15 protein-coding genes and 2 tRNA genes are annotated in these 21,028 nt (G+C 66.9%); 11 read left to right on the top strand and 6 right to left on the bottom strand.

All coding sequences use genetic code 11. From position 1 onward, the window contains the following. Positions 1-84: 84 nt before the first annotated feature. Complete coding sequence (gene aceE, locus AC1Q7H_RS27080; RefSeq protein WP_153955938.1) at positions 85-2,772, bottom strand: pyruvate dehydrogenase (acetyl-transferring), homodimeric type; 2,688 nt, start codon at positions 2,770-2,772, stop codon at positions 85-87. Between the two features lie 422 nt (positions 2,773-3,194). On the opposite strand from aceE, the gene AC1Q7H_RS27075 reads away from it, so the two are divergent. Next, positions 3,195-5,780 carry a PAS domain S-box protein gene (locus tag AC1Q7H_RS27075; protein ID WP_492379700.1) on the top strand — a complete coding sequence of 862 codons (2,586 nt, stop codon included), beginning with the start codon at positions 3,195-3,197 and terminating at the stop codon, positions 5,778-5,780. 169 nt (positions 5,781-5,949) lie between these two features. Then, positions 5,950-6,582: a response regulator transcription factor gene (locus AC1Q7H_RS27070; protein ID WP_010813074.1), complete on the top strand. Its 633-nt coding sequence runs from the start codon at positions 5,950-5,952 to the stop codon at positions 6,580-6,582. A 102-nt stretch (positions 6,583-6,684) separates the two neighbouring features. Here the strand turns inward: AC1Q7H_RS27070 and AC1Q7H_RS27065 are convergent, their stop codons facing one another. Next, positions 6,685-7,365 carry a hypothetical protein gene (locus AC1Q7H_RS27065; RefSeq protein WP_153955936.1) on the bottom strand — a complete coding sequence of 227 codons (681 nt, stop codon included), beginning with the start codon at positions 7,363-7,365 and terminating at the stop codon, positions 6,685-6,687. A 160-nt stretch (positions 7,366-7,525) separates the two neighbouring features. Between AC1Q7H_RS27065 and folD the strand changes: the two genes are divergently transcribed. From folD to AC1Q7H_RS27040, 5 genes are all read left to right on the top strand, one after another. Further along, positions 7,526-8,377, top strand: coding sequence for a bifunctional methylenetetrahydrofolate dehydrogenase/methenyltetrahydrofolate cyclohydrolase FolD (folD, locus tag AC1Q7H_RS27060; RefSeq protein WP_013956386.1), 852 nt, complete (start codon positions 7,526-7,528; stop codon positions 8,375-8,377). A gap of 103 nt (positions 8,378-8,480) precedes the next feature. Beyond that, entirely contained in the window at positions 8,481-10,565 is a 2,085-nt protein-coding gene (locus tag AC1Q7H_RS27055; protein WP_013956385.1) for a M3 family metallopeptidase, read from the top strand. Further along, a complete protein-coding gene (gene xth / locus AC1Q7H_RS27050; protein WP_492381912.1) occupies positions 10,562-11,392 on the top strand; it encodes an exodeoxyribonuclease III in 831 nt (276 codons plus the stop codon). Before AC1Q7H_RS27055 ends, xth begins: the two co-directional genes overlap by 4 nt. A gap of 86 nt (positions 11,393-11,478) precedes the next feature. Then, positions 11,479-11,997: a homoprotocatechuate degradation operon regulator HpaR gene (gene hpaR, locus AC1Q7H_RS27045; RefSeq protein ID WP_492381911.1), complete on the top strand. Its 519-nt coding sequence runs from the start codon at positions 11,479-11,481 to the stop codon at positions 11,995-11,997. 19 nt (positions 11,998-12,016) lie between these two features. After that, a complete protein-coding gene (locus AC1Q7H_RS27040) occupies positions 12,017-13,807 on the top strand; it encodes a SulP family inorganic anion transporter (RefSeq protein ID WP_013956382.1) in 1,791 nt (596 codons plus the stop codon). 221 nt (positions 13,808-14,028) lie between these two features. Here AC1Q7H_RS27040 and AC1Q7H_RS27035 read toward each other — a convergent pair whose 3' ends face one another. Beyond that, complete coding sequence (locus AC1Q7H_RS27035; RefSeq protein WP_010813081.1) at positions 14,029-14,292, bottom strand: DUF1488 family protein; 264 nt, start codon at positions 14,290-14,292, stop codon at positions 14,029-14,031. A gap of 226 nt (positions 14,293-14,518) precedes the next feature. Between AC1Q7H_RS27035 and AC1Q7H_RS27030 the strand changes: the two genes are divergently transcribed. Further along, positions 14,519-14,594, top strand: a tRNA-Lys gene (locus AC1Q7H_RS27030). Positions 14,595-14,709: 115 nt separating this feature from the next. On the opposite strand, the gene AC1Q7H_RS27025 is transcribed toward AC1Q7H_RS27030, so the two are convergent. Then, the gene (locus tag AC1Q7H_RS27025) at positions 14,710-16,098 is read right to left on the bottom strand and encodes an 8-oxoguanine deaminase (protein ID WP_211980964.1); all 1,389 of its coding nucleotides are present in this window, start codon (positions 16,096-16,098) and stop codon (positions 14,710-14,712) included. A gap of 133 nt (positions 16,099-16,231) precedes the next feature. Beyond that, positions 16,232-17,140 carry a LysR family transcriptional regulator gene (locus AC1Q7H_RS27020; RefSeq protein ID WP_153955931.1) on the bottom strand — a complete coding sequence of 303 codons (909 nt, stop codon included), beginning with the start codon at positions 17,138-17,140 and terminating at the stop codon, positions 16,232-16,234. A 147-nt stretch (positions 17,141-17,287) separates the two neighbouring features. Here AC1Q7H_RS27020 and AC1Q7H_RS27015 point away from each other — a divergent pair. The 3 genes from AC1Q7H_RS27015 (at position 17,288) to AC1Q7H_RS27005 (ending at position 19,360) form a co-directional block, all read left to right on the top strand. After that, positions 17,288-17,363, top strand: a tRNA-Lys gene (locus AC1Q7H_RS27015). Between the two features lie 339 nt (positions 17,364-17,702). Beyond that, complete coding sequence (locus tag AC1Q7H_RS27010) at positions 17,703-18,683, top strand: Bug family tripartite tricarboxylate transporter substrate binding protein (protein WP_013956378.1); 981 nt, start codon at positions 17,703-17,705, stop codon at positions 18,681-18,683. A gap of 317 nt (positions 18,684-19,000) precedes the next feature. Then, entirely contained in the window at positions 19,001-19,360 is a 360-nt protein-coding gene (locus AC1Q7H_RS27005) for a hypothetical protein (RefSeq protein ID WP_114130423.1), read from the top strand. 81 nt (positions 19,361-19,441) lie between these two features. Here the strand turns inward: AC1Q7H_RS27005 and scpC are convergent, their stop codons facing one another. Continuing rightward, the gene (scpC, locus tag AC1Q7H_RS27000) at positions 19,442-20,959 is read right to left on the bottom strand and encodes a succinyl-CoA:acetate CoA-transferase ScpC (protein ID WP_013956375.1); all 1,518 of its coding nucleotides are present in this window, start codon (positions 20,957-20,959) and stop codon (positions 19,442-19,444) included. Between the last annotated feature and the right edge of the window lie 69 nt (positions 20,960-21,028).

Here is a 21,028-nt window from a genome sequence, read left to right as displayed (position 1 = left end):
TGCCGCAAGGCGCCGTCCGGGCTCTGGCCGGGGCGCCCGCGGCACGGCGTTGCCGTACTGCGGGGGTTGGTGCTGGCTGCCGGATCAGACCGACATCGGGTTGGGCTTGTTCGGATCGAGGTTGTACTTCTTGATGGCCTCGGCGACCTTGTCGCGGCCGATCGCACCCTCGTCGGCCAGCGCCTTGAGCGCGGCCAGCGTGACCCAGTAGCGGTCCACTTCAAAGAAGTGGCGCAGCTTCTCGCGCGTATCCGAGCGGCCGAAGCCGTCGGTGCCCAGCACCACGTAGCGGCGCGGCACGAACGGACGGATCTGCTCGGCAAAGGCGCGTACGTAGTCGGTGGAGGCGATCACCGGGCCGCGGGCCGATTTCAGACTCTTGGCCACGTGCGATTCGCGCGGGGTCTCGGTCGGGTGCAGCAGGTTGAAGCGCTCGACGTCGTGGCCTTCGCGGGCCAGTTCGGTGAAGCTCGGGCAGCCCCACAGGTCCGACTCCACGCCCCAGTCCTTCTTGAGGAGGTCAGCAGCGGCGATCACTTCGCGGAAGATCGTGCCCGAGCCCAGCAGCTGCACGCGCGGCGCGTTGCTGTTCTCGACGCCCTTGCGGAACTGGTACATGCCCTTGACGATGTCCTGCTCTACGCCAGCCGGCATTTCCGGATGCTCGTAGTTCTCGTTCATCACCGTCAGGTAGTAGTAGACGTCTTCCTGCTCGGCGTACATGCGGCGCAGGCCGTCCTGCATGACCACCGCCAGCTCGTACTGGAAGGTCGGGTCGTACGAGATGCAGTTCGGGATGGCGGCGTGGAACACGTGCGAGTGGCCGTCTTCATGCTGCAGGCCTTCGCCGTTCAGCGTGGTGCGGCCGGCGGTGCCGCCCAGCAGGAAACCGCGCGAGCGCATGTCGGCAGCGGCCCAGCACAGGTCGCCGATCCGCTGGATGCCGAACATCGAGTAGTAGATATAGAAGGGGATCATCTGCACGCCGTGCGTCGAGTACGACGTGGCGGCGGCGATCCAGTCGCACATGGCGCCGGCTTCGTTGATGCCTTCCTGCAGCACCTGGCCAGTCTGCGATTCCTTGTAGAACATCAGCTGGTCATGGTCTTCCGGCACGTACTTCTGGCCTTCCTGGTTCCAGATGCCGACCTGGCGGAACAGGCCTTCCATGCCGAAGGTGCGCGACTCGTCCGGGACGATGGGCACCACGTGCTTGCCGATCTGCTTGTCTTTCAGCAGGGTGTTCAGGATACGCACGAAGGCCATGGTGGTGGACACTTCTCGGCCCTCGCCGGTGGCCTTCAGCAGCGCCTCGAACGCGGACAGTTGCGGGACCGGTAGGGCTTCGGCCTTCTGGCGGCGGGTCGGCAGGTAGCCGCCCAGGTTCTGCCGCGCCTGGCGCATGTATTCCAGTTCCTTCGAACCTTCCGGGAAGGTGATGTACGGCACATCTTCCAGCTGGTCGTCGGCAACGGGGAGATTGAACTGGTCGCGGAACTTGCGGATCGCGTCCACCGGCATCTTCTTCTGCTGGTGGGCCACGTTCATGGCCTGGCCGGCGTCGCCCATGCCATAGCCCTTGATGGTCTTGGCCAGGATCAGCGTGGGCTGGCCCTTGTGCTCGCTGGCGGCCTTGTAGGCGGCGTAGATCTTGTGCGGATCGTGGCCGCCGCGGTTCAGGCGCCAGATATCGTCGTCGGACCAGTCGGCCACCATCGCCTTCAGTTCAGGCGTGTTGAAGAAATGCTCGCGGACATAGGCGCCGTCCTTGGCCTTCATAGTCTGGTACTCGCCGTCGACGCATTCCATCATGCGCTTCATCAGCAGGCCCTTGGTGTCGCGCGCCAGCAGGGAATCCCACTTGCTGCCCCAAACCACCTTGATCACGTTCCAGCCGGCACCGCGGAATTCGGATTCCAGTTCCTGGATGATCTTGCCGTTGCCGCGCACCGGACCGTCCAGGCGCTGCAGGTTGCAGTTGATGACGAAGACCAGGTTGTCGAGTTTCTCGCGGCCGGCCATGCCGATCGCGCCCAGCGATTCCGGCTCGTCGGTCTCGCCGTCGCCCAGGAAGGCCCAGACCTTGCGGTCGCCGGCCTTGGCCAGGCCGCGGCTGTCCAGGTACTTCATGAAGCGGGCCTGGTAGATGGCCATGATCGGGCCCAGGCCCATCGACACCGTCGGGAACTGCCAGAAGTCCGGCATCAGCCATGGGTGCGGGTAGGACGAGATGCCCTTGCCGTCCACCTCCTGGCGGAAGTTGTCGAGCTGGTCCTGGGTCAGGCGGCCGAGCAGGAAGGCGCGCGAATACACGCCCGGAGCCGAGTGGCCCTGCACGAAGACCAGGTCGCCGCCGCTGGCTTCCGACGGGGCGCGCCAGAAGTGGTTGTAGCCGACGTCATACAACGTGGCAGCCGAGGCGAACGACGAGATGTGGCCGCCGACGTTGGTGTGCTTGTTGGCGCGCAGCACCATCGCCATGGCGTTCCAGCGGGTGTACGAGCGGATGCGGTGCTCGATGTCCTGGTCGCCGGGGATGCGGGCCTGCTGCTCGACCGGAATCGTGTTGATGTACTGCGTCTCGGCGTGGAACGGCTGGGTGACGCCGTTCACGCGTGCGTATTCGATCTGCTTGTCGATCAGGAAAGCGGCGCGCGCCGGACCTTCGGCGGCCAGGACGCCCTGCAGGGCGTCGAGCCATTCATGGGTCTCCTGGGGATCGGCGTCGTTGGCGCTCGAGGCGCCGAGAATCTGCTCTGGTACGGCGGACATGACTGTCTCCTGGGTGAATTCTTTGCTTCCGCGCCCGCGCTGGCAGCGCCTGGACACGACTTTACGTATGACTCGCACCGACTTGCGGATCCGGTGCCATGCCGCCTTGCATCGGGCCGCCGCCGGGAAACCTGTTCCGGTCTCTCCGCGCGGCAGGCACATGGCTACCGCCCGCATTGTTGGGTCGAACCGATTCTATGGAAGCGCAAAGTCCAACACAAGTGAAATTTTCAAATTGCGATATCGTTTTTTATAATGTGGAATTATGCGGCGGCGCACCAAGAATCACCACCGGACCGGCCCGCCATGCGCCATAAGCCTGCCCGCACCGGCCGCAGCAGCAATGTTTTCATTGGCGCTTTCCCCAAGCGACGCACCGCAATAATCTCGGTACACTGGTCGGTCAGCCGTCAATCCCTCCCATGCCGTTTTTCGACCGACTTCTCTCCAGCCTGCGTGCAGCCATGCTTCCTCCCGACGCGTCGGGATCAGCCAAGGCGGCCGGAGGCGATCCCGCGCACGCCCCTTCGCCGGCGGCCGGACTGGGGCCGATCGAGGCGCTGGGCCCCGACGACGGCGCCCCCGTGGCCGCACCGCGCGGGCTGTGGTGGCTGCGCTGGCGCAACCTGGTGGCCACCAGCTGGTTCATGTTCATCCCGCTGGTTGCCATCGTACTGTTCACGGTGGCCATGGGCGTGATCCTGTGGTCCCTGCACGAGACCGAGCGCCAGCAGCAACGCGACGCCCTGTACCGCGACGCCGCCTGGGCACAGCAGCGCGTGCGTCTGTCGCTGCTGAGCAACCAGGACCAGCTGGCCTCGCTGGCGCGCGACATCGCCGCCGCGCAGCTCGAGCAAGGCGCCTACCGCACCGCGGCGCAGGAAATCCTGCGCGAAAACCCCGAGATCGTCTTCATCAACTGGCTCGATGCCACCAAGCGCGGCCGCTGGTCGCTGCCATCGACCTCGGAATTCGCCAGCCGCCTGCGCGAGACCCAGGACCAGCCGCTCGAGCCCGAAGTGCTCGACACCTTCGACGCCGCGCGCGAGACCCAGCGCGTGGTCTATTCGCGCCCGCTGGTCAACGACCGCGGCGACAGCTTCATGCTGATGGAAGTGCCGATCGTGCGCGACAACGAGTTCCTCGGCACGCTCGGCGCGCTGTACTCGATCAACGGCATCCTGACGCACCTGCTGCCGCCCGAGCTGACCGAGCGCTACCGCTTCTCGCTGATCGACAAGAACAACCAGACCCGCGCCAGCACCTCATTGCGGCCAGTGCCGGGCAATGCGCTGTCGTACGAAGTGCTGCTGGATCCGCCGGGCCACTCGCTGTCGCTGCGCGCCGATGCCTACCCGCCGGCGTCGAACCTGCCCAACAACATGCTGCTGTGGCTGGTGGTAGGGCTGTCGTGCTTCCTGCTGTGGAGCCTGTGGAGCATGTGGCGCCACACCAGCCGCCGCTCCGAGGCGCAGCGCGCGCTGCTGGCCGAGACCTCGTTCCGGCGCGCGATGGAAAACTCGATGCTGATCGGCCTGCGCGCGCTCGACCTGAACGGCCGCATCACCTATGTCAACCCGGCCTTCTGCCGCATGACCGGCTGGCAGGAGAACGACCTGGTCGGGCGCCTGCCGCCCTTCCCCTACTGGCCGCCCAACGACCAGCAGGAGATGCAGAAGCAGATCGACCTGACCCTGCAGGGCAAGTCGCCCGCCGGCGGCTATGAGATGCGCGTGATGCGCCGCGACGGCAGCAGCTTCTATGCGCGCATGTACGTGTCGCCGCTGGTGGACAGCCGCGGCCGCCATACCGGCTGGATGAGCTCGATGACGGACATCACCGAGCCCAAGCGCGCGCGCGAGGAACTGGCCGCGGCGCATGACCGCTTCACCACGGTGCTGGAGAGCCTGGACGCCGCGGTGTCGGTGCTGGCCACCGACAAGGCGGAGCTACTCTTTGCCAACCGCTATTACCGGCAGCTGTTCGGCTGGGAGGCCGAGGGCCACCTGAAGCTGGCCGGCGACGACCTCGACAAGGACCAGGTCTCCAGCGACAACACCGACTATGTCGACGCCTATGCCGGCCTGCCGGCGTCCGAGCTGATGCCGTACGCATCGGATGCGCGCGAAGTGTTCGTGCCGGACATGCAGAAATGGTTCGAAGTGCGCCGCCGCTATATCCAGTGGGTCGACGGCCACCTGGCGCAGATGCAGATCGCCACCGACATCACCGCGCGCAAGGCCGCCGAGGAAATGGCGCGCCAGCATGAAGAGCGCCTGCAGTTCACCAGCCGCCTGACCACCATGGGCGAGATGGCGTCGTCGCTGGCGCATGAGCTGAACCAGCCGCTGGCGGCCATCAACAACTACTGCATGGGCGCGGTGGCGCGGCTGCACTCGGGCCGCAGCACGCCCGAGGACCTGATCCCGGTGCTGGAGAAGACCTCGGCCCAGGCGGTGCGCGCCGGCACCATCATCAGCCGCATCCGCGGCTTCGTGAAGCGCAGCCAGCCGCAGCGGCGCGAGGCCGCGCTGCACGACATCGTCGCCGACGCGGTAGGCCTGGCCGACCTGGAGGCCACCCGCCGCCGCGTCACCATCCTGACCCGCCTGCCAACCCCGCCGCTGACGGTCTATGTCGACCCGGTGCTGATCGAGCAGGTGCTGGTGAACCTGCTCAAGAACGCCGTGGAAGCCATGGCCGGCCTGCCGGCTCTGCATGCCGGCGGCGTGGTGCGCCTGCACGCGCGGGTGGAGCCGGGCGAGATCGGCGACAACGTCCATATCGACGTGATCGACCAGGGGCCGGGCGTGGACGAAGCCACCAAGGAGCGCCTGTTCGAACCCTTCTTCAGCACCAAATCCGACGGCATGGGCATGGGGCTGAACATCTGCCGCTCGATCATCGAGTCGCACCAGGGCCGCCTGTGGGTGGAGAACAATGCCGACGGCATCGGATGTACATTTAAGATCATGCTGCCGCTGCAATCGGCGCTGGCCGAGCATTAAGCCGAACCACAGGCCCTGTTGCCGGGGCCTTCGCGCCCGGGCGTACCCAAGGATTCCAGAAAAAGCCGGCCCGCCCCGTTTCCCCACGGATGTGGGGGGCCTGTCTCGCCACAGAGGGCCGCTGCCGGTTACACTTCGCAGCAATGAATTGTTGTCCCGAGGAGACTACATGACCGCAACGCCAAACCCCACGCCCCACCGCGGCGAGACCGTGTTCATCGTCGACGACGATGAAGCCATGCGCGACTCGCTGACCTGGCTGCTGGAGGGCAATGGCTATCAGGTGCGCAGCTTCACCAGCGCCGAGCAGTTCCTCGCCGCCTACGATGCCAGCCAGGTGTCGTGCCTGATTCTCGACGTGCGCATGCCCGGCATGAGCGGCCCGGAGTTGCAGGAGCGCATGCTGGCCGAGCAGATCGACATTCCCATCGTCTTTATCACCGGCCACGGCGACGTGCCGATGGCGGTGTCGACGATGAAGCGCGGCGCCATCGACTTCATCGAAAAGCCCTTCGACGAGTCCGAGTTGCGCGCACTGGTCGAGCGCATGCTGACCAAGGCCCGCACCGACCATTCCGCCGCACGCGAGCAGCGCGCCGCCAAGGACCTGCTGGGCAAGCTGACCACGCGCGAACAGCAGGTGCTGGAGCGCATCGTGGCCGGCCGCCTGAACAAGCAGATCGCCGACGACCTGGGCATTTCCATCAAGACCGTGGAGGCGCACCGCGCCAACATCATGGAAAAGCTCAACGTCAACACCGTCGCCGACCTGCTGCGCCTGGCGCTGTCGCGCAACAGCTGAGCGGCCGGCGCCTGCCTCCGCCTGACCCGGTGCGGCCCGCGGCCGCACCGGCTGCCCTCTCCGCGCGCCGTCCGGCGCCGCCTCTGCATCCCCTCAGTCCCGTCAGCGGTCCAGGTATTCCTCGTCCCGGAACGTGACGACCCATTGTGGCCGATAGACCACAAAAATCGCCACCAGCATGCCGGTCAGGAAGGCCTCGCCAAAGGCCAGGATGACGGCTGCCGTCAGGGTTTCGGCAACGCTCCATGGCAGGCCCGGCGCCGTCAGGTGGCGCCAGCCGGCTTCCGCCGCACTGGCGCCCAGCGCGGCCAGCCCGGCCGTGAAATAGCCGTGCCCCAGGATAAAAACGAACGGATGGCGTGGCAGCAGGCGCCGCATCATTGCCTGCAGCGCCGCGGAGATCAGCGCCGGCAGCAGCGCCAGCCAGACGTAGCGCACCCACAGCGAGGGCCAGTCGAACTGGGCCCAGCCATGCCCGGCCAGGTATTCGAGCCCGAACAGCGACACCACGTCCACCACGAACAGCGACAGCAGCGCCAGCGGCAGCCCGAACAGCGTCACCATCAGCGTGGCGCCGAGCAGCTGGATCACCAGCCCGCCGACCAGCGTGGCGCGCAACGTCCACAGCAGCGCCACCAGCACCATCGCACCCAGCCAGGCGTTCTGCAGCGCATTGCGCCGCAACAGCTGCCAGGGCCGGCGCGTCAGCGCCCACAGCAGTGCCGCCAGGGACAGCAACAGCAGCAAGGGGTGGGACAGCAGGGACGGCAGCGCGGTGTGCATGCGGCCGATGCTACCAGCGCTGCCCCCGCTCGGCCCTTGCACCCGGTCAAGCTCCGTGCGGCAAGCCCCACGCAACCTTTATAATTCCGCCTTTAGCCCAACCCGCGCTCCGGCGCGCGGCGGCACCTCCACCTCCCGGCCACGAACCCGCCCAGCCTCCATGCCTGCCCACCTGATCGACGGCAACGCCCTTGCCAAACAAATCCGCTCCGAAGCCGCCCTGCGCGCCGCCCGCCTGACTGAGCGTGGTCACCGGCCCGGCCTGGCCGTGATCCTGGTCGGCGAGGACCCGGCCAGCCAGGTCTACGTCCGCAACAAGGTCAAGGCCTGCCAGGACAACGGCTTCCATTCCTCACTCGACCGCTACCCGGCCGACCTGTCGGAGGCGGAACTGCTGGCCCGCATCGAGGCACTAAACCAGGACCCCAACATCCACGGCATCCTGGTGCAGCTGCCCTTGCCCAAGCATATCGACAGCCACAAGGTGCTTGAAGCCATCGCGCCGGAAAAGGATGTCGACGGCTTCCACGTGGCCAATGCCGGTGCGCTGATGACCGGAGCCCCGCTGTTCCGCCCCTGCACGCCCTACGGCTGCATGAAGATGCTGGAATCGGTCCAGTTCCCGCTGCGCGGCGCGCGCGCCGTGGTGGTGGGCGCCTCCAATATTGTCGGCAAGCCGATGGCGATGCTGCTGCTGCAGGCCGGCGCCACCGTCACCATCTGCAACAGCAAGACGCGCGACATCGGCGCCCACACCCGCGACGCGGATGTGGTGGTGGCCGCGGTCGGCAAGCGCAACCTGATCACCGCCGACATGGTCAAACCGGGCGCGGTGGTGATCGACGTGGGCATGAACCGCGACGACAACGGCAAGCTGTGCGGCGACGTCGACTTTGCCGGCGTGCGTGAAGTCGCCGGCTACATCACGCCGGTGCCGGGCGGGGTCGGGCCGATGACCATCACCATGCTGCTGGTCAATACGCTGGAAGCCGCCGAGCGCGCCGCCGGCTGAGGCCGCGCGTACGATACGCCACCCGGGGCTCTGGAAAATCCAGCGCCCCGGCCCCATCTGCGGGAATATTGCCCGATCGAGGCCAGCCAACCGAGAACACGCCATGGACCAAGCCGCCAACGCTACCAATCCTCTGCTGGACTTTTCCGACCTGCCCCGCTTTGCAGAAATCCGGCCCGAGCACATCAGCCCGGCGCTGGACGTGCTGCTGGAACGCGCCCAGCAGGCCGTCGCGCGAGCCGAAGATCCGGCCACGCCCGCCGACTGGGCCAGCGCCGTGCAGGCGCTGGAAGCGGCCACCGAGCCGCTGGGCCGCGCCTGGGGCGTAGTCAGTCACCTGAGCGCCGTGGCCGATACGCCCGAACTGCGCCGCGCGCACGCCGAGAACCTGCCGCGCATGACCGAGTTCTGGTCCTCGCTCGGCCAGAGCCTGGCGCTGTACGACAAGTACAAGGCGCTGGCCGCCAGCCCGGAGTTCGCCGGCATGAGCGCGGCGCGCCACCAGCTGATCGAAAACGAACTGCGCGGCTTCCGCCTGGGCGGTGCCGAGCTGCCTGAGGACAAGAAGCCGCGCTTCGCCGAGATCCAGGAGCAGCAGGCCCAGCTGTCCAAGGCCTTCTCCGACCACGTGCTGGATGCCACCAACGCCTACGCGCTGCATGTCGAGGACGAGGCCCGCCTGTCCGGCCTGCCCGACGACGCCAAGGAAGCCGCCCGCCATGCCGCAGAGAAGGATGGCAAGGCCGGCTGGAAATTCACCCTGCACTTTCCGTCCTACTTCCCGGTGCTGCAGTACGCGGACGACCGCGCGCTGCGCCAGACCCTGTACGAAGCCAACGTCACGCGCGCCTCGGAACTGGGCCCGCAGCATGGCCAGGGCCAGGCCGACTGGGACAACACCGCCAATATGCGCGAGCAGCTGGCCCTGCGCCGCGAAGAGGCGCAGATGCTCGGCTACCAGTGCTACGGCGAAGTCTCGCTGGTGCCGAAGATGGCCGAATCGCCGGCCGAGGTGTTGAAGTTCCTCGACGAGCTCGCCGTCAAGGCGCGCCCCTATGCCGAGAAGGACTGGGCCGAGATGAAGGCCTTCGCCGCAGCAGAGCTGGGGCTGCCTGAACTGGCTCCGTGGGATGTCGCCTATGCCTCGGAGAAGCTGCGCCAGCAGCGCTATGCGTTCTCCGAGCAAGAGGTCAAGCAGTACTTCCCAGAAGCGAAGGTGCTCGAGGGCCTGTTCGGCGTGGTGCAGAAGCTGTTCTCGGTGCGCATCGAGCCCGAGCAGGCGCAGACCTGGCACAAGGACGCACGCTTCTTCCGCGTCACCACCGCCGACGGCACGCTGTTGGCCCAGTTCTACATCGACCTGTACGCGCGCGAAGGCAAGCGCGGCGGCGCCTGGATGGACGACGCGCGCGGCCGCAAGGTGCTGGAGCAAGGCGGCGTGCAGACGCCGGTGGCCTACCTGACCTGCAACTTCTCCGCGCCGGTGGGCGGCAAGCCCGCGCTGTTCACGCACGATGAAGTGATCACCCTGTTCCATGAGTTCGGCCATGGCCTGCACCACATGCTGACGCAGGTGGGCGAGCTGGGCGTGTCGGGCATCAACGGCGTGGAATGGGATGCGGTGGAACTGCCGTCGCAGTTCATGGAGAATTTCTGCTGGGAGTATGAGGTGCTGACCGGCATGACGCAGCACATCGACACCGGCGCGCCGCTGCCGCGCGCGCTGTTTGACCGCATGCTGGCGGCCAAGAACTTCCAGAACGGCATGATGACGCTGCGCCAGATCGTGTTCTCGTCGTTCGACATGCACCTGCACACCGACTTCGACCCGGCCGGCGCCACCTCGGTGCTGGACCTGTCGCGCCAGATCAACGACCGCGTGCACGTGGTGCCGCAGCATCCGCTGTCGCGCTGGCCGAACACCTTCAGCCATATCTTCGCCGGCGGCTATGCGGCGGGCTACTACAGCTACAAGTGGGCCGAGGTGCTGTCGGCCGACGTGTACGCAGCGTTCGAAGAGGCCGCGCAGCTGTCAGGCAGCGTGCTCGACAGCGAGACCGGTGCGCGCTACCAGCGCGAGATCCTGTCGGTCGGCGGCAGCCGTCCGGCGATGGACTCGTTTGTCGCATTCCGCGGCCGCGCGCCGCAGATCGACGCGCTGCTGCGCCACGGCGGGATGGCAGCATGAGCGCCGCCGCCCTGCCCGCCAGCGGCCCGCTTCGCATTGCCAGCTGGAACGTCAACTCGCTCAAGGTGCGCCTGCCGCAGGTGCTGCAATGGCTGGCCGAGCAGGACCAGGCCGGCGCGCCGATCGATGCGCTGTGCCTGCAGGAACTGAAGCTGCCGGACGACAAGTACCCGCTGGCCGAGCTGGAGAACGCGGGCTTCCACAGCATCTACACCGGGCAGAAGACATACAACGGCGTGGCCATCCTCGCCCGCGACGCCAGCATGCCCGGCCCCGCCGACGTGGTGCGCAACATCCCCAGCTTCGAGGACGCGCAGCAGCGCGTGATCGCGGCCACGTACGGCGACGTGCGGCTGGTCTGCGCCTACTTTCCCAACGGGCAGGCGCTGGACTCGGACAAGTTCGTCTACAAGCTCAAGTGGCTGGATGCGATGACGGCCTGGCTGCGCGAAGAGATGAAGCGCTACCCGAAGCTGGCGCTGCTGGGCGACTTCAATATCGCGCCGGAAGACCGCGACGTGCACGACCCCAAGAAATGGGAAGGCCAGAACCTGGTCTCGCCACAGGAGCGCGCTGCATTCGCCGCCCTGGTGGAACTCGGCCTGGCGGATGCGTTCCGCCAGTTCGAGCAGCCCGAGAAGGCCTTCTCGTGGTGGGACTACCGCATGATGGCATTCCGCCGCAATGCGGGCCTGCGCATCGACCACATCCTGCTGTCGCCGGCATTGACCAGCGGCTGCAGCGCCTGCGTGATCGACCGCGTGCCGCGCACGTGGGAGCAGCCGTCGGACCACACGCCGGTGGTGGCCACACTCAGCTGCGGCTGAACGCGCCGCTGGCGCCGCGCGCAGGTTCAGGCAAGTCCGGACAAGCCCCGCTCGCCGCGCGGCGCCGCGCCCGCTACACTGCGGGCATGAGCCACACCAGCCAGGCCATGTTCCGCCACCGCAACCTTCCTCACCTGCTGCTGCAAGCGCGCGAGACATTGCTGGCCGGCTTTCGCCCGATCCTGCGGCAGTTCGGCATCACCGAGCAGCAATGGCGCGTGATGCGCACGCTCAACGAGCACGAGCCGATGGAGCCGAACCAGCTGGCCGATGCCTGCCTGATCCTGAGCCCCAGCCTGACCCGCATGCTGTGCGGCATGGAAGACGCCGGGCTGGTCGAACGGACCCGCTCTGCCACCGACCAGCGCCGCCAGCTGGTCAGCCTGACGCCGTCGGCGCGCGCCATCATCATGCAAATGGAGCCGCTGGTCGATGCACGCTACCAGGAGCTGGCGCAGCGGCTCGGCCCCGAGCGTCTGACCGACGTCTACCGCGCGCTCGACGCCATGCTGGCCGGCCTGGTGCCGCAGCCGAACCTGCCCGAATCCACCCCGCCCGAATCCGTTGCCTCGCCACCGCCCGGGCGCGGCGGCGAGGCCGGCTAAGCCTGCTCCTTCATTGCCAATGCCCGCGTCCCATCCCGGATCACTCCTGCCGCGCCTGTTCCCATGGAGCCAGCGCGTCGACAAGACCACGCTGCGCGCCGACCTGGTGGCCGGCCTGCTCGGCGCCGTGCTGGTGCTGCCGCAGGGCGTGGCCTTCGCCACGCTGGCCGGCCTGCCGCCGCAATACGGCATCTACAGCGCGGTGGTGCCGTGCATCGTGGCGGCGCTGTTCGGTTCGAGCTGGCACGTGATGTCGGGGCCGACCAACGCCAATTCGCTGGCATTGTTCGCGATGCTGAGCCCGCTTGCGTTTGCCGGCAGCCCGGCCTATATCGGGCTGGCGCTGGCGGTCACCATCGTGGTGGGCGTGATCCAGCTCGCCGTGGGGACGTTGCGGCTCGGCACGCTGGCCAACTTTATCTCGCCGTCGGTGCTGCTCGGCTTCACCTGCGGCGCCGCGACGCTGATCGGCCTGTATGCGCTCAAGGACCTGTTCGGGCTGGCGGTGCCGACCGGCACCAGTGCGTTCGGCGTGCTGCGCCACCTGTTCGAGAACATCGACACCATCAACTGGGGCGCGGCCACCGTAGGCGCGGTCACGCTGGTGGTGACGCTGCTGTGCAAGCGGCTGTGGCGGCGGCTGCCGTTCATGTTGCTGGGGCTGCTGGCCGGCTATGGCGTGGCGCTGCTGCTGAACCAGTCCGGCGCGGGTGGCGCCCACCATGTCAACGTGGTCGGGCCGATCCCGTCGGCGCTGCCGCGCTTCCACCTTCCCGATGTCGACTGGCGCAAGCTGCCCGACCTGCTTGGCATTGCCTCGGCGCTGACCATCGTCGCGCTGGGCCAGTCGATCTCGATCGCCAAGGCGGTGGCGCTGCGCTCGGGCCAGCATATCGACGCCAACCGCGAGTTCATTGGCCAGGGTCTGTCCAATATCGCGGGCGGCTTCTTCTCTGGCTATATCTCGTGCGGCTCGCTCAACCGCTCGGTGCCGAACTTCGAAGCCGGCGCGCGCACGCCGCTGGCCAGCGTGTTCTCGGCGCTGTGGCTGGTGGCGCTGGTGGCCGTCAGCTCCCCGCTGCTGGCACAGATCCCGATGGCGGCGATCGCCGCGATGCTGCTGCTGGTGGCGTGGGGCCTGCTCGACACCGCGCGGCTGCGCCGCATCTTCACGCTCAGCCGCACGGAATTCGCCATTTCCATCGGCACCTTCGCCGCCACGCTGGTGATCCGGCTGGAGATGGCGGTGCTGCTCGGCACCGTGCTGTCGCTGGTGGCCTACCTGTACCGCACGTCGCGGCCTGCCGTGCGCAGCCTGGTGCCCGACGCCGACGATCCCGGCCGGCGCTTCACGCCGCTGGACGAACTGCGCCGCCCGCAGCCGGAATGCCCGCAACTGAAACTGCTGCGCATGGAAGGCGCGATCTACTTCGGCGCCGTGCAGTACGTGACGGATCGCCTGCACTGGTTGCGCACGGTCAACGCCGGCCAGACGCACCTGCTGGCGATGACCAAGAGCATGAACTTCATCGACCTGGCCGGTGCCGAGATGTGGGAAAACGAGCTCGCCGAACGGCGCGCGCTGGGCGGCGATCTGTACTTCCACCGCCCGCGCACGCAGGTGCTGCAGACCTGGGCGCAGACCGGCTTTACCGACAAGCTCGGGGCCGACCATATCTTCCCGACCAAGCGGCAGGCGCTGCACACGATCGTCGAGCAGCTTTCGCCGGACATCTGCGCGCAATGCACCGTGCGGATCTTTGAAGAGTGCGCGTCACGGCCTGGCGCCGCGGCCCCGGCAGCACAATGAACTGAAGCACCGGCGCGTCGGCATGAGCGGCGGCCGCACACCAGCGTTCAAGCCACAATACGGCTGCAGGAAAACCAGGAAACTGAAACGGGAAAACCGGGAGATTGCCTGTGCCGGCGTTGCCGGCTTGGCACGCAAGGCCGGACGGCCCTACGTCTGGGAACCTGACAACAGATGGGCGCCCGCGGCATGCCGGGGGCTGGCCGGGGCATCCATCCGCATCAGATCGGCGCCACGTGGGCGCGCTTGACGACGATTGGCTGGGGCGCGCCCTGCTCGATCAGCACCACGGCGGCGCGTTCGATGGTTTCGCGACCGGCACGGAATGCCTCTTCCAGCGACAGTACCTGGTCGGCACTGAAGCCTTCCCACAGTGCTTCGCGTGTCACCACGCAAGTCACCTTCTCGCCATTGACAAGTGCCTGGAACAGCAAGCCTTCATTATTGATGTCGTAGCGCTCTTGCTCTTGGAATTTGATTTCCATCGGTGCAGCCCTCCATATGCAAGTGGAGAAACATCCTAACATGGCTCCGGCAAAATCGTATGGATAGAGCCCATGCGAATGCGCTCATTGCGAAGACCATCGCGGCCGTCTTTGAGTTCCATCCGCGCGTATGTGTGGCTCCCGGTCACAACGACGGGGGGTGTTCCGGCAAGTGCATCAAACATTTGACAGCGCCGAAAATCATGCTAGAATCTCGTTCTTCGTTGGGGCGTTAGCTCAGTTGGTAGAGCAGCGGACTCTTAATCCGTAGGTCGAGTGTTCGAGTCACTCACGCCCCACCACCGAATACAGAAAGGCCGGAAGCAGCAATGCTTCCGGCCTTTTGCTTTGTGCGCTTGCTTGATTGGCTAATCTGCTGTGGCACAGGCACATGCCCACGCCACGGCGGTCCCTGCATCAGGCGCCCTGGCTGGCCCGCTCGAACAGCGTACGCGCCAGCGCGCGATGACGCAGCAGTACGTTGGGCAGGTCGGCCGTCAGCAGTGCACCGTCGCGCACCACTTCCCTGCCGTTGATCACGCTCGCCGCGACGTTGGCCGGCGTGCAGAACACCAGCGCCGCCACCGGGTCATGGCCAGCGCCGGCAAAGCCGACCTGCGACATGTCGAAGGCGACAAAATCCGCCGACATGCCCGGCGCCAGCGCGCCGATATCGTCGCGGTTGAGCACGCGCGCGCCACCCAGCGTGGCAATCTCCAGCGCCTCGCGCGCGCTCATTGCGGCCGGCCCGTAGCCAACGCGCTGCAGCAGCATGGCCTGGCGCGCCTCGCCCAGCATATGCGCGCCGTCGTTCGAGGCGCTGCCGTCCACGCCCAGGCCCACCGGCACGCCGGCATCGCGCATGGCGCGCACCGGCGCAATGCCGGACGCCAGCCGCATGTTCGAGCACGGACAATGCGCCACGCCGGTCCCGGTGCGGGCAAACAGTGCGATGCCCTCGTCGTCCAGCTTGACGCAGTGCGCATGCCACACATCGTGGCCGACCCAGCCCAGGTCCTCGGCATACTGGGCCGGCGTCAGGCCGAATCTCTCACGCGAGTAGGCAATGTCGTTGTCGTTCTCGGCAAGGTGCGTGTGCAGCGACACGCCATAGTGCCGCGCCATGTTGGCCGACTCGCGCATCAGGTCGCGCGACACCGAAAACGGCGAGCACGGCGCCAGCACCACGCGCAGCATCGCGTGGCGCGCACTGTCGTGGTACTGCTCCACCAGCCGCTGGCTGTCGCGCAGGATGGCGGCTTCCTCTTCCACCACCACATCCGGCGGCAGGCCGCCCTTGCTGCGGCCCACGCTCATCGAGCCGCGCGCGGCGTGGAAGCGCATGCCCATCTCCTGCGCCGCGGCAATCGAGTCATCCAGGCGCGAGCCGTTCGGGAACAGGTAGAGGTGGTCGCTGGTGGTGGTGCAGCCCGACAGCATCAACTCGGCTATCGCGGTCTTGGTCGACACCGCGATCATTTCCGGCGTCAGGTGCGACCACAGCATGTACAGGTTGGTCAGCCACGAGAACAGCTCGGCATCCTGCGCCGCCGGCACCGCGCGCGTCAGGCACTGGTACATGTGGTGGTGGGTGTTGACCAGCCCGGGCGTGACCACGCGGCCGCGCATGTCGAGCACCTGCGCGCTGCCGTCATCGACCATGCGCCGGTACTGCGGCGGCAGTTCCGAGGTGGGGCCGACCCACTGCACGGCGGGGCCTTCGGCAACCAGGGCGCCGTCGCGGATCTCGCGGCGTTGCGCGTCCATGGTGACCAGCACGTCGGCGTTCAGGGCAATCAGGGTCATGGCGGAATTCCTTCTGCAAAGCGAATTGGGGGACTGGATGGCCGCCAGTCTACGGCGGCGAGGTGCCATCCCCCAAGCGCAGAATTCCGATCAACCTGTCCACAAAAAGTGGACACCTGCGGCACCCTGTTGCTCAGCGCGCCTGCGCGAACAACACCGCCAGCGCGTCGCCGATGCGCTCGGCCATCAGCTCGGCTGCGGCGCTGAGCGGGCCACGGGCGCGCGCCACCAGTGTCAGCGTCTGGCCCTGCAGGTGGCGGTCGCGCAGCGGCACATAGACCAGCGCCTGGCGGGCGCGCTCTTCCATCACATCGAGCGGGTTCAGCAGCGCGATGCCGGTGCCCAGCATCACCAGTTGCCGGATCAGCGCGGTCGAGGTGGACTCCGCCACCGGCGAGACCTCGATTGCATTGCGGGCAAAGGCCGCGTCAAGGATGGCGCGGATCGATAGCGAGGGCGCCGGCAGGATCAGCGGATAGCCGACGCATTCGCTCAGCAGCGCCGATTGCCGGGCCGCCAGCGCATGGCCCGGCGGCACCACCGCGCCGATCTGCCAGTCGCTGGTGGCCAGCGCGCGGAAGGCAGGCAGCTCAGGCAGGTCATAGCCAAGGCCCAGGTCGGCGTCGCCCTGCTCCACCGCCGCGATAATGTCGGCCACCGGCAGGTCGGCGACGCGCACCACGATGCCCGGATAGCGCTGGCGGAAGTCATGCACCAGCGACGGCATCAGCGAGCCCGCCAGGCCGGCCGTGACCGCCACGGTGACCTCGCCGCGGCGCGCGCCTTTGAAGTCCTCGATGCGCTCGCGCAGCGCGTCGTGCTCGCGCAGCGTCTGGCGCACGTGGGCCAGCACCATCTCGCCCAGCGGCGTCAGCCGCAGCCGCTTGTTGATGCGCTCGAACAGCGGCGCGCCCAGTTCCGCCTCCAGATCCAGGATCTGGCGGTTGACCGCGGTCGGCGCCACATGCAGGTGCTCGGCCGCCTTGCGGATCGAACCGCGGCGGACGACCTCGTCGAGATAGCGCAGGACTCTGGCATGCATGGGCTGGGCAAGCTGGTGGATCGGAACCACCGCGCGGGATGCGCGCGGTGGCCTGGCATTGTAGCGGCCAGTGCAGCCTGGCTCGCAGAAATTGCGCGAAGGCTATTGCGTCTTATCCGATACCTTGCTACAATCTTTTTCTTCGTTGGGGCGTTAGCTCAGTTGGTAGAGCAGCGGACTCTTAATCCGTAGGTCGAGTGTTCGAGTCACTCACGCCCCACCAGCGAATTCAGGAAAAGCCGGAAGCGTTGCTTCCGGCTTTTTTCATTTCCGCCGCCCGGCTTCTGCGCGCGGTCGGCATGGCTGCCGCTTTCTTGATACGCGGGTTCTCACCAATTCCCCTGCGCCCGCTTTCCCGGTTGAATCGCATCCGCGCACATTGTGGAACATGGTTCCGTATCGCGGAACTATCGCAAGGTGCCGGCCGTCGCCGCATCCCGGCACGGCCTGGTCATGCCAGCGCGGGGATCCGTGACAGCGCGGGGCGCAGACGAAAGGTCGCGCCCGAAGAAACGCCTGCAGCCCGCCTGGCAAATCAGTGAAAGAAGAACGGAGGCACTCCTTGAAAGCAGTTATCAACGCCGGCGCAGCCACCTGCATCGCCGCCCTTGGCCTGGCCCACGCCGGCCTGGCCCAGGCCCAGTCCTACCCCAACAAGCCGATCCGCCTGATCGTTCCGTTCGCGGCCGGCGGCACCACCGACATCGTCGCGCGCGCGGTCTCCGACGGCCTCGGCCGCGAGCTGGGACAGCCGGTGGTGGTGGAAAACCGCGGCGGCGGCGGCGGCGCGATCGGCGCCGACGCGCTCGCCAAGTCCGCCCCGGACGGCTACACGCTGGGCATCGCCACCGTCAGCACGATGGCGACCAACCCCGCCACCAACCCCAAGAACCCGTACGACCCGCTCAAGGACTTCGCGCCGATCACCAACCTGGTCAACGTGCCGAACGTGCTGACGGTCAATCCGAAGGTGCCGGCCAAGACCCTGAAGGAATTCGTCGCGATGCTGAAGGCCAACCCCGGCAAGTACAGCTACGCCTCGGCCGGCAAGGGCAGCATTTCGCATCTGGACGGCGAGCTGTTCAAGGACATCACCAAGACCGACATGGTCCATATCCCCTACCGCGGATCGGGCCCTGCGCTGAATGACACGCTGGCCGGCCAGGTCAACGCGCAGTTCGACAACCTGCCGTCGTCGATGCCGCATATCCAGGCCGGCAAGCTGCGCGCGCTGGCAGTGGCGGCGCCCAAGCGGGTCGAGGGCCTGCCTGACGTGCCGACCTTTGCCGAAGCCGGCATGAAGGACATGAACAACATGGCCTGGTACGGCCTGGTGGCCCCGGCCGGCACGCCGGCGGCAATCATCACGCGCGTGCATGATGCCGCGGTCAAGGCGCTGCAGGACCCGAACGTCAAGCGCCGCCTGGCCGACAGCGGTGCCTACACCGACGGCAACACCCCGGCGCAGTACGCCGCCCAAATCAAGCGCGAACTGGACCTGCGCAAGAAGATCGCACGCGACCAGAACATCACACTGGAATAACCGGACGGCGAAACCGTCCCGCGAGGGTCATGACCGGCTGCCACCTGGCAGCCGTTTTTTTATGGCTGGCCGTTGAAAATGGGCCATGGGGCACCCACATCTATCTAAAGAGCGTTGCATTTGATCCGGCGCAGTACGCAGGCAACGCCATGGGTGTTCAATACTTGTAAAAGAAATTTTCACTTTGCGGACAAGCGCTGACTCGGTACATTTACCGGGTGTTCCGCCATATGTGCCCGGCCGTCACCGGCCAAGCTCGGCCCTAAAACCGGATTCGCGCAGGCGCTGCGCGACCGTCAATCGCGAGGATAAGCAAGATGCTGAAGAAGACCGTTTCGACCCTGATCGTTGCAGCACTGGCCGCGCTGGGCGCGACGCAGGTCTATGCGCAGAAGAACTACACTGACGGCGGCGATCTCTACGGTGGCAGCCACACCAAGAAAGCCAGCCCGAACCAGAACCCGGCCAAGTCCGGCAAGTTCGACCCGTACACCGATGGCGCCAAGCAATCGACCAAGTCGGACCTGACCAACTCGGGCAAGAAGTTCGATCCGAACACGGATGGCGCCAAGGCCGGCAAGTTCGATCCGTACACCGACGGCGCCAAGGCCGGCAAGGCTGATCCGTATACCGACGGCGCCAAGGCACCCGCCAGCCAGGGCGGCAAGGCGCAGTAAGCCTGCCCCGCCGCCAACCGGCGGCACCAAGGCAGACAGCCCGCTTGCGCGGGCTGTTTTGCTTTCTGGCGGAGGCAGCGCTCAGGCTGCCATCGCCTGGGCCGGATGCGCGGGCTGCATGGTGCCGCGGTCGCGGAAGCCGACATGCCAGGACAGCGCCTCTTCCAGCAGGTGCGGGGTCTGGCCACCATGGGCGCTGGCGCGCCGGAAGTAGTCGCCCAGCAGCTCGCGGTATTGCGGGTCGGCACAGTTGGCGATGAGCGTGCGCGCGCGTTCGCGCGGCGCCAGGCCGCGCAAGTCGGCCAGGCCGTGCTCGGTGACGATGATGTCGACGTCGTGCTCGGTATGGTCCACGTGCGCCACCATCGGCACGATGCTGGAGATATCGCCGCCCTTGGCCACCGACTTGGTCACGAATACCGACAGGTGCGCATTGCGCGCAAAATCCCCGGAGCCGCCGATGCCGTTCATCATGTGCGTGCCCCCCACATGCGTGGAGTTGACGTTGCCGTAGATGTCGCACTCCAGCGCCGTATTGATGGTGATCAGCCCGAGCCGGCGCAGGATCTCCGGATGGTTGCTGATCTCCTGCGGACGCAGCACCAGGCGCGAGCGATAGCGGTCCAGGTTCGACAGGAAGCGCTGGTACACCTCGCGCGTCAGCGTCACCGAAGAGGCCGAGGCAAACGCCAGGCGCCCCGCATCCAGAAGTTCGATGGTGCTGTCCTGCAGCACCTCGGAATACATCTGCAGGTCGCGGAACGGTGAATCGACCATGCCGTGCAACACCGCGTTTGCAATGGTGCCAATGCCCGCCTGCAGCGGCTGCAGCGAGGGCGAGAGCCTGCCGGCGCGGACTTCGCGCAGCAGGAAATCGTTGAGATGGCCGGCGATATTGCGCGTATCGGCATCCGGCGGCAGCGCGTTGGACGGGCTGTCGTCCTTGGCGGTGATGACGATGGCCGCGATCTTCTCGGGATCGATGGGGATATACGGCAGGCCAATGCGCTGCTCGGGCGCGATCAGCGGGATCGGCTGGCGGTAGGGACGCTGCACCGGGAAGTAGATGTCGTGCAGCCCTTCCAGCTCCAGCGGCATGTTCAGGTTGATCTCGACGATCACCTTGCGCGCCAGCATGGCGAAGCTGGCCGAGTTGCCGACCGAGGTGCTGGGGATGATGCCGCCCTGCTCGGTGATCGCCACCGCTTCCACCACCGCAACGTCCACCGGCGCGATCTGGCCGGAGCGCAGTTGCTCCACGGTCTCGGACAGGTGCTGGTCGATGAACATCACTTCGCCGGCGTTGATCTTGCGGCGCAGCGTGGCGTCAGACTGAAACGGCAGGCGGCGCGCAATCACGTCGGCCTCTGCCAGTACCCGGTCGATATCGTTGCCCAGCGAGGCGCCGGTCATCAGGGTGATGCGCAGTGGCTCGGTTGCCGCCCGCCGCGCCAGCGCAAACGGGACTTCCTTGCAGTCGCCCGCGCGCGTGAAGCCGCTCATGCCTACCGTCATGCCGTCGCGGATCAGCGCGGCGGCTTCGTCGGCCGAGACAACCTTGTCGTGCAGCCTGGCCAGGCGAATGCGTTCCTTGTACATCCTTATCTCCGGTCTGGCGGCCGGGCCCGTGCCCGCGCCGCGCGCCCCGTGCTGGCCTGAAGGCTCGTT

This window comes from Cupriavidus sp. GW823-FHT06D04, assembly GCF_058795055.1.
The sequence above is the reverse complement of the archived record's forward strand: the minus strand, read 5'-3'. Positions and strand labels throughout refer to the sequence as shown.

Coding starts and splice junctions, on each gene's coding strand:
- aceE (WP_153955938.1), bottom strand. CDS start 2,772: ATGTCCGCCGTACCAGAGCAGATTCTCGGCGCCTCGAGCGCCAACGAC.
- AC1Q7H_RS27025 (WP_211980964.1), bottom strand. CDS start 16,098: ATGACCCTGATTGCCCTGAACGCCGACGTGCTGGTCACCATGGACGCG.
- folD (WP_013956386.1), top strand. CDS start 7,526: ATGCCTGCCCACCTGATCGACGGCAACGCCCTTGCCAAACAAATCCGC.
- AC1Q7H_RS27065 (WP_153955936.1), bottom strand. CDS start 7,365: ATGCACACCGCGCTGCCGTCCCTGCTGTCCCACCCCTTGCTGCTGTTG.
- AC1Q7H_RS27020 (WP_153955931.1), bottom strand. CDS start 17,140: ATGCATGCCAGAGTCCTGCGCTATCTCGACGAGGTCGTCCGCCGCGGT.
- scpC (WP_013956375.1), bottom strand. CDS start 20,959: ATGTACAAGGAACGCATTCGCCTGGCCAGGCTGCACGACAAGGTTGTC.
- AC1Q7H_RS27055 (WP_013956385.1), top strand. CDS start 8,481: ATGGACCAAGCCGCCAACGCTACCAATCCTCTGCTGGACTTTTCCGAC.
- AC1Q7H_RS27040 (WP_013956382.1), top strand. CDS start 12,017: ATGCCCGCGTCCCATCCCGGATCACTCCTGCCGCGCCTGTTCCCATGG.
- AC1Q7H_RS27075 (WP_492379700.1), top strand. CDS start 3,195: ATGCCGTTTTTCGACCGACTTCTCTCCAGCCTGCGTGCAGCCATGCTT.
- xth (WP_492381912.1), top strand. CDS start 10,562: ATGAGCGCCGCCGCCCTGCCCGCCAGCGGCCCGCTTCGCATTGCCAGC.
- AC1Q7H_RS27035 (WP_010813081.1), bottom strand. CDS start 14,292: ATGGAAATCAAATTCCAAGAGCAAGAGCGCTACGACATCAATAATGAA.
- AC1Q7H_RS27005 (WP_114130423.1), top strand. CDS start 19,001: ATGCTGAAGAAGACCGTTTCGACCCTGATCGTTGCAGCACTGGCCGCG.
- hpaR (WP_492381911.1), top strand. CDS start 11,479: ATGAGCCACACCAGCCAGGCCATGTTCCGCCACCGCAACCTTCCTCAC.
- AC1Q7H_RS27070 (WP_010813074.1), top strand. CDS start 5,950: ATGACCGCAACGCCAAACCCCACGCCCCACCGCGGCGAGACCGTGTTC.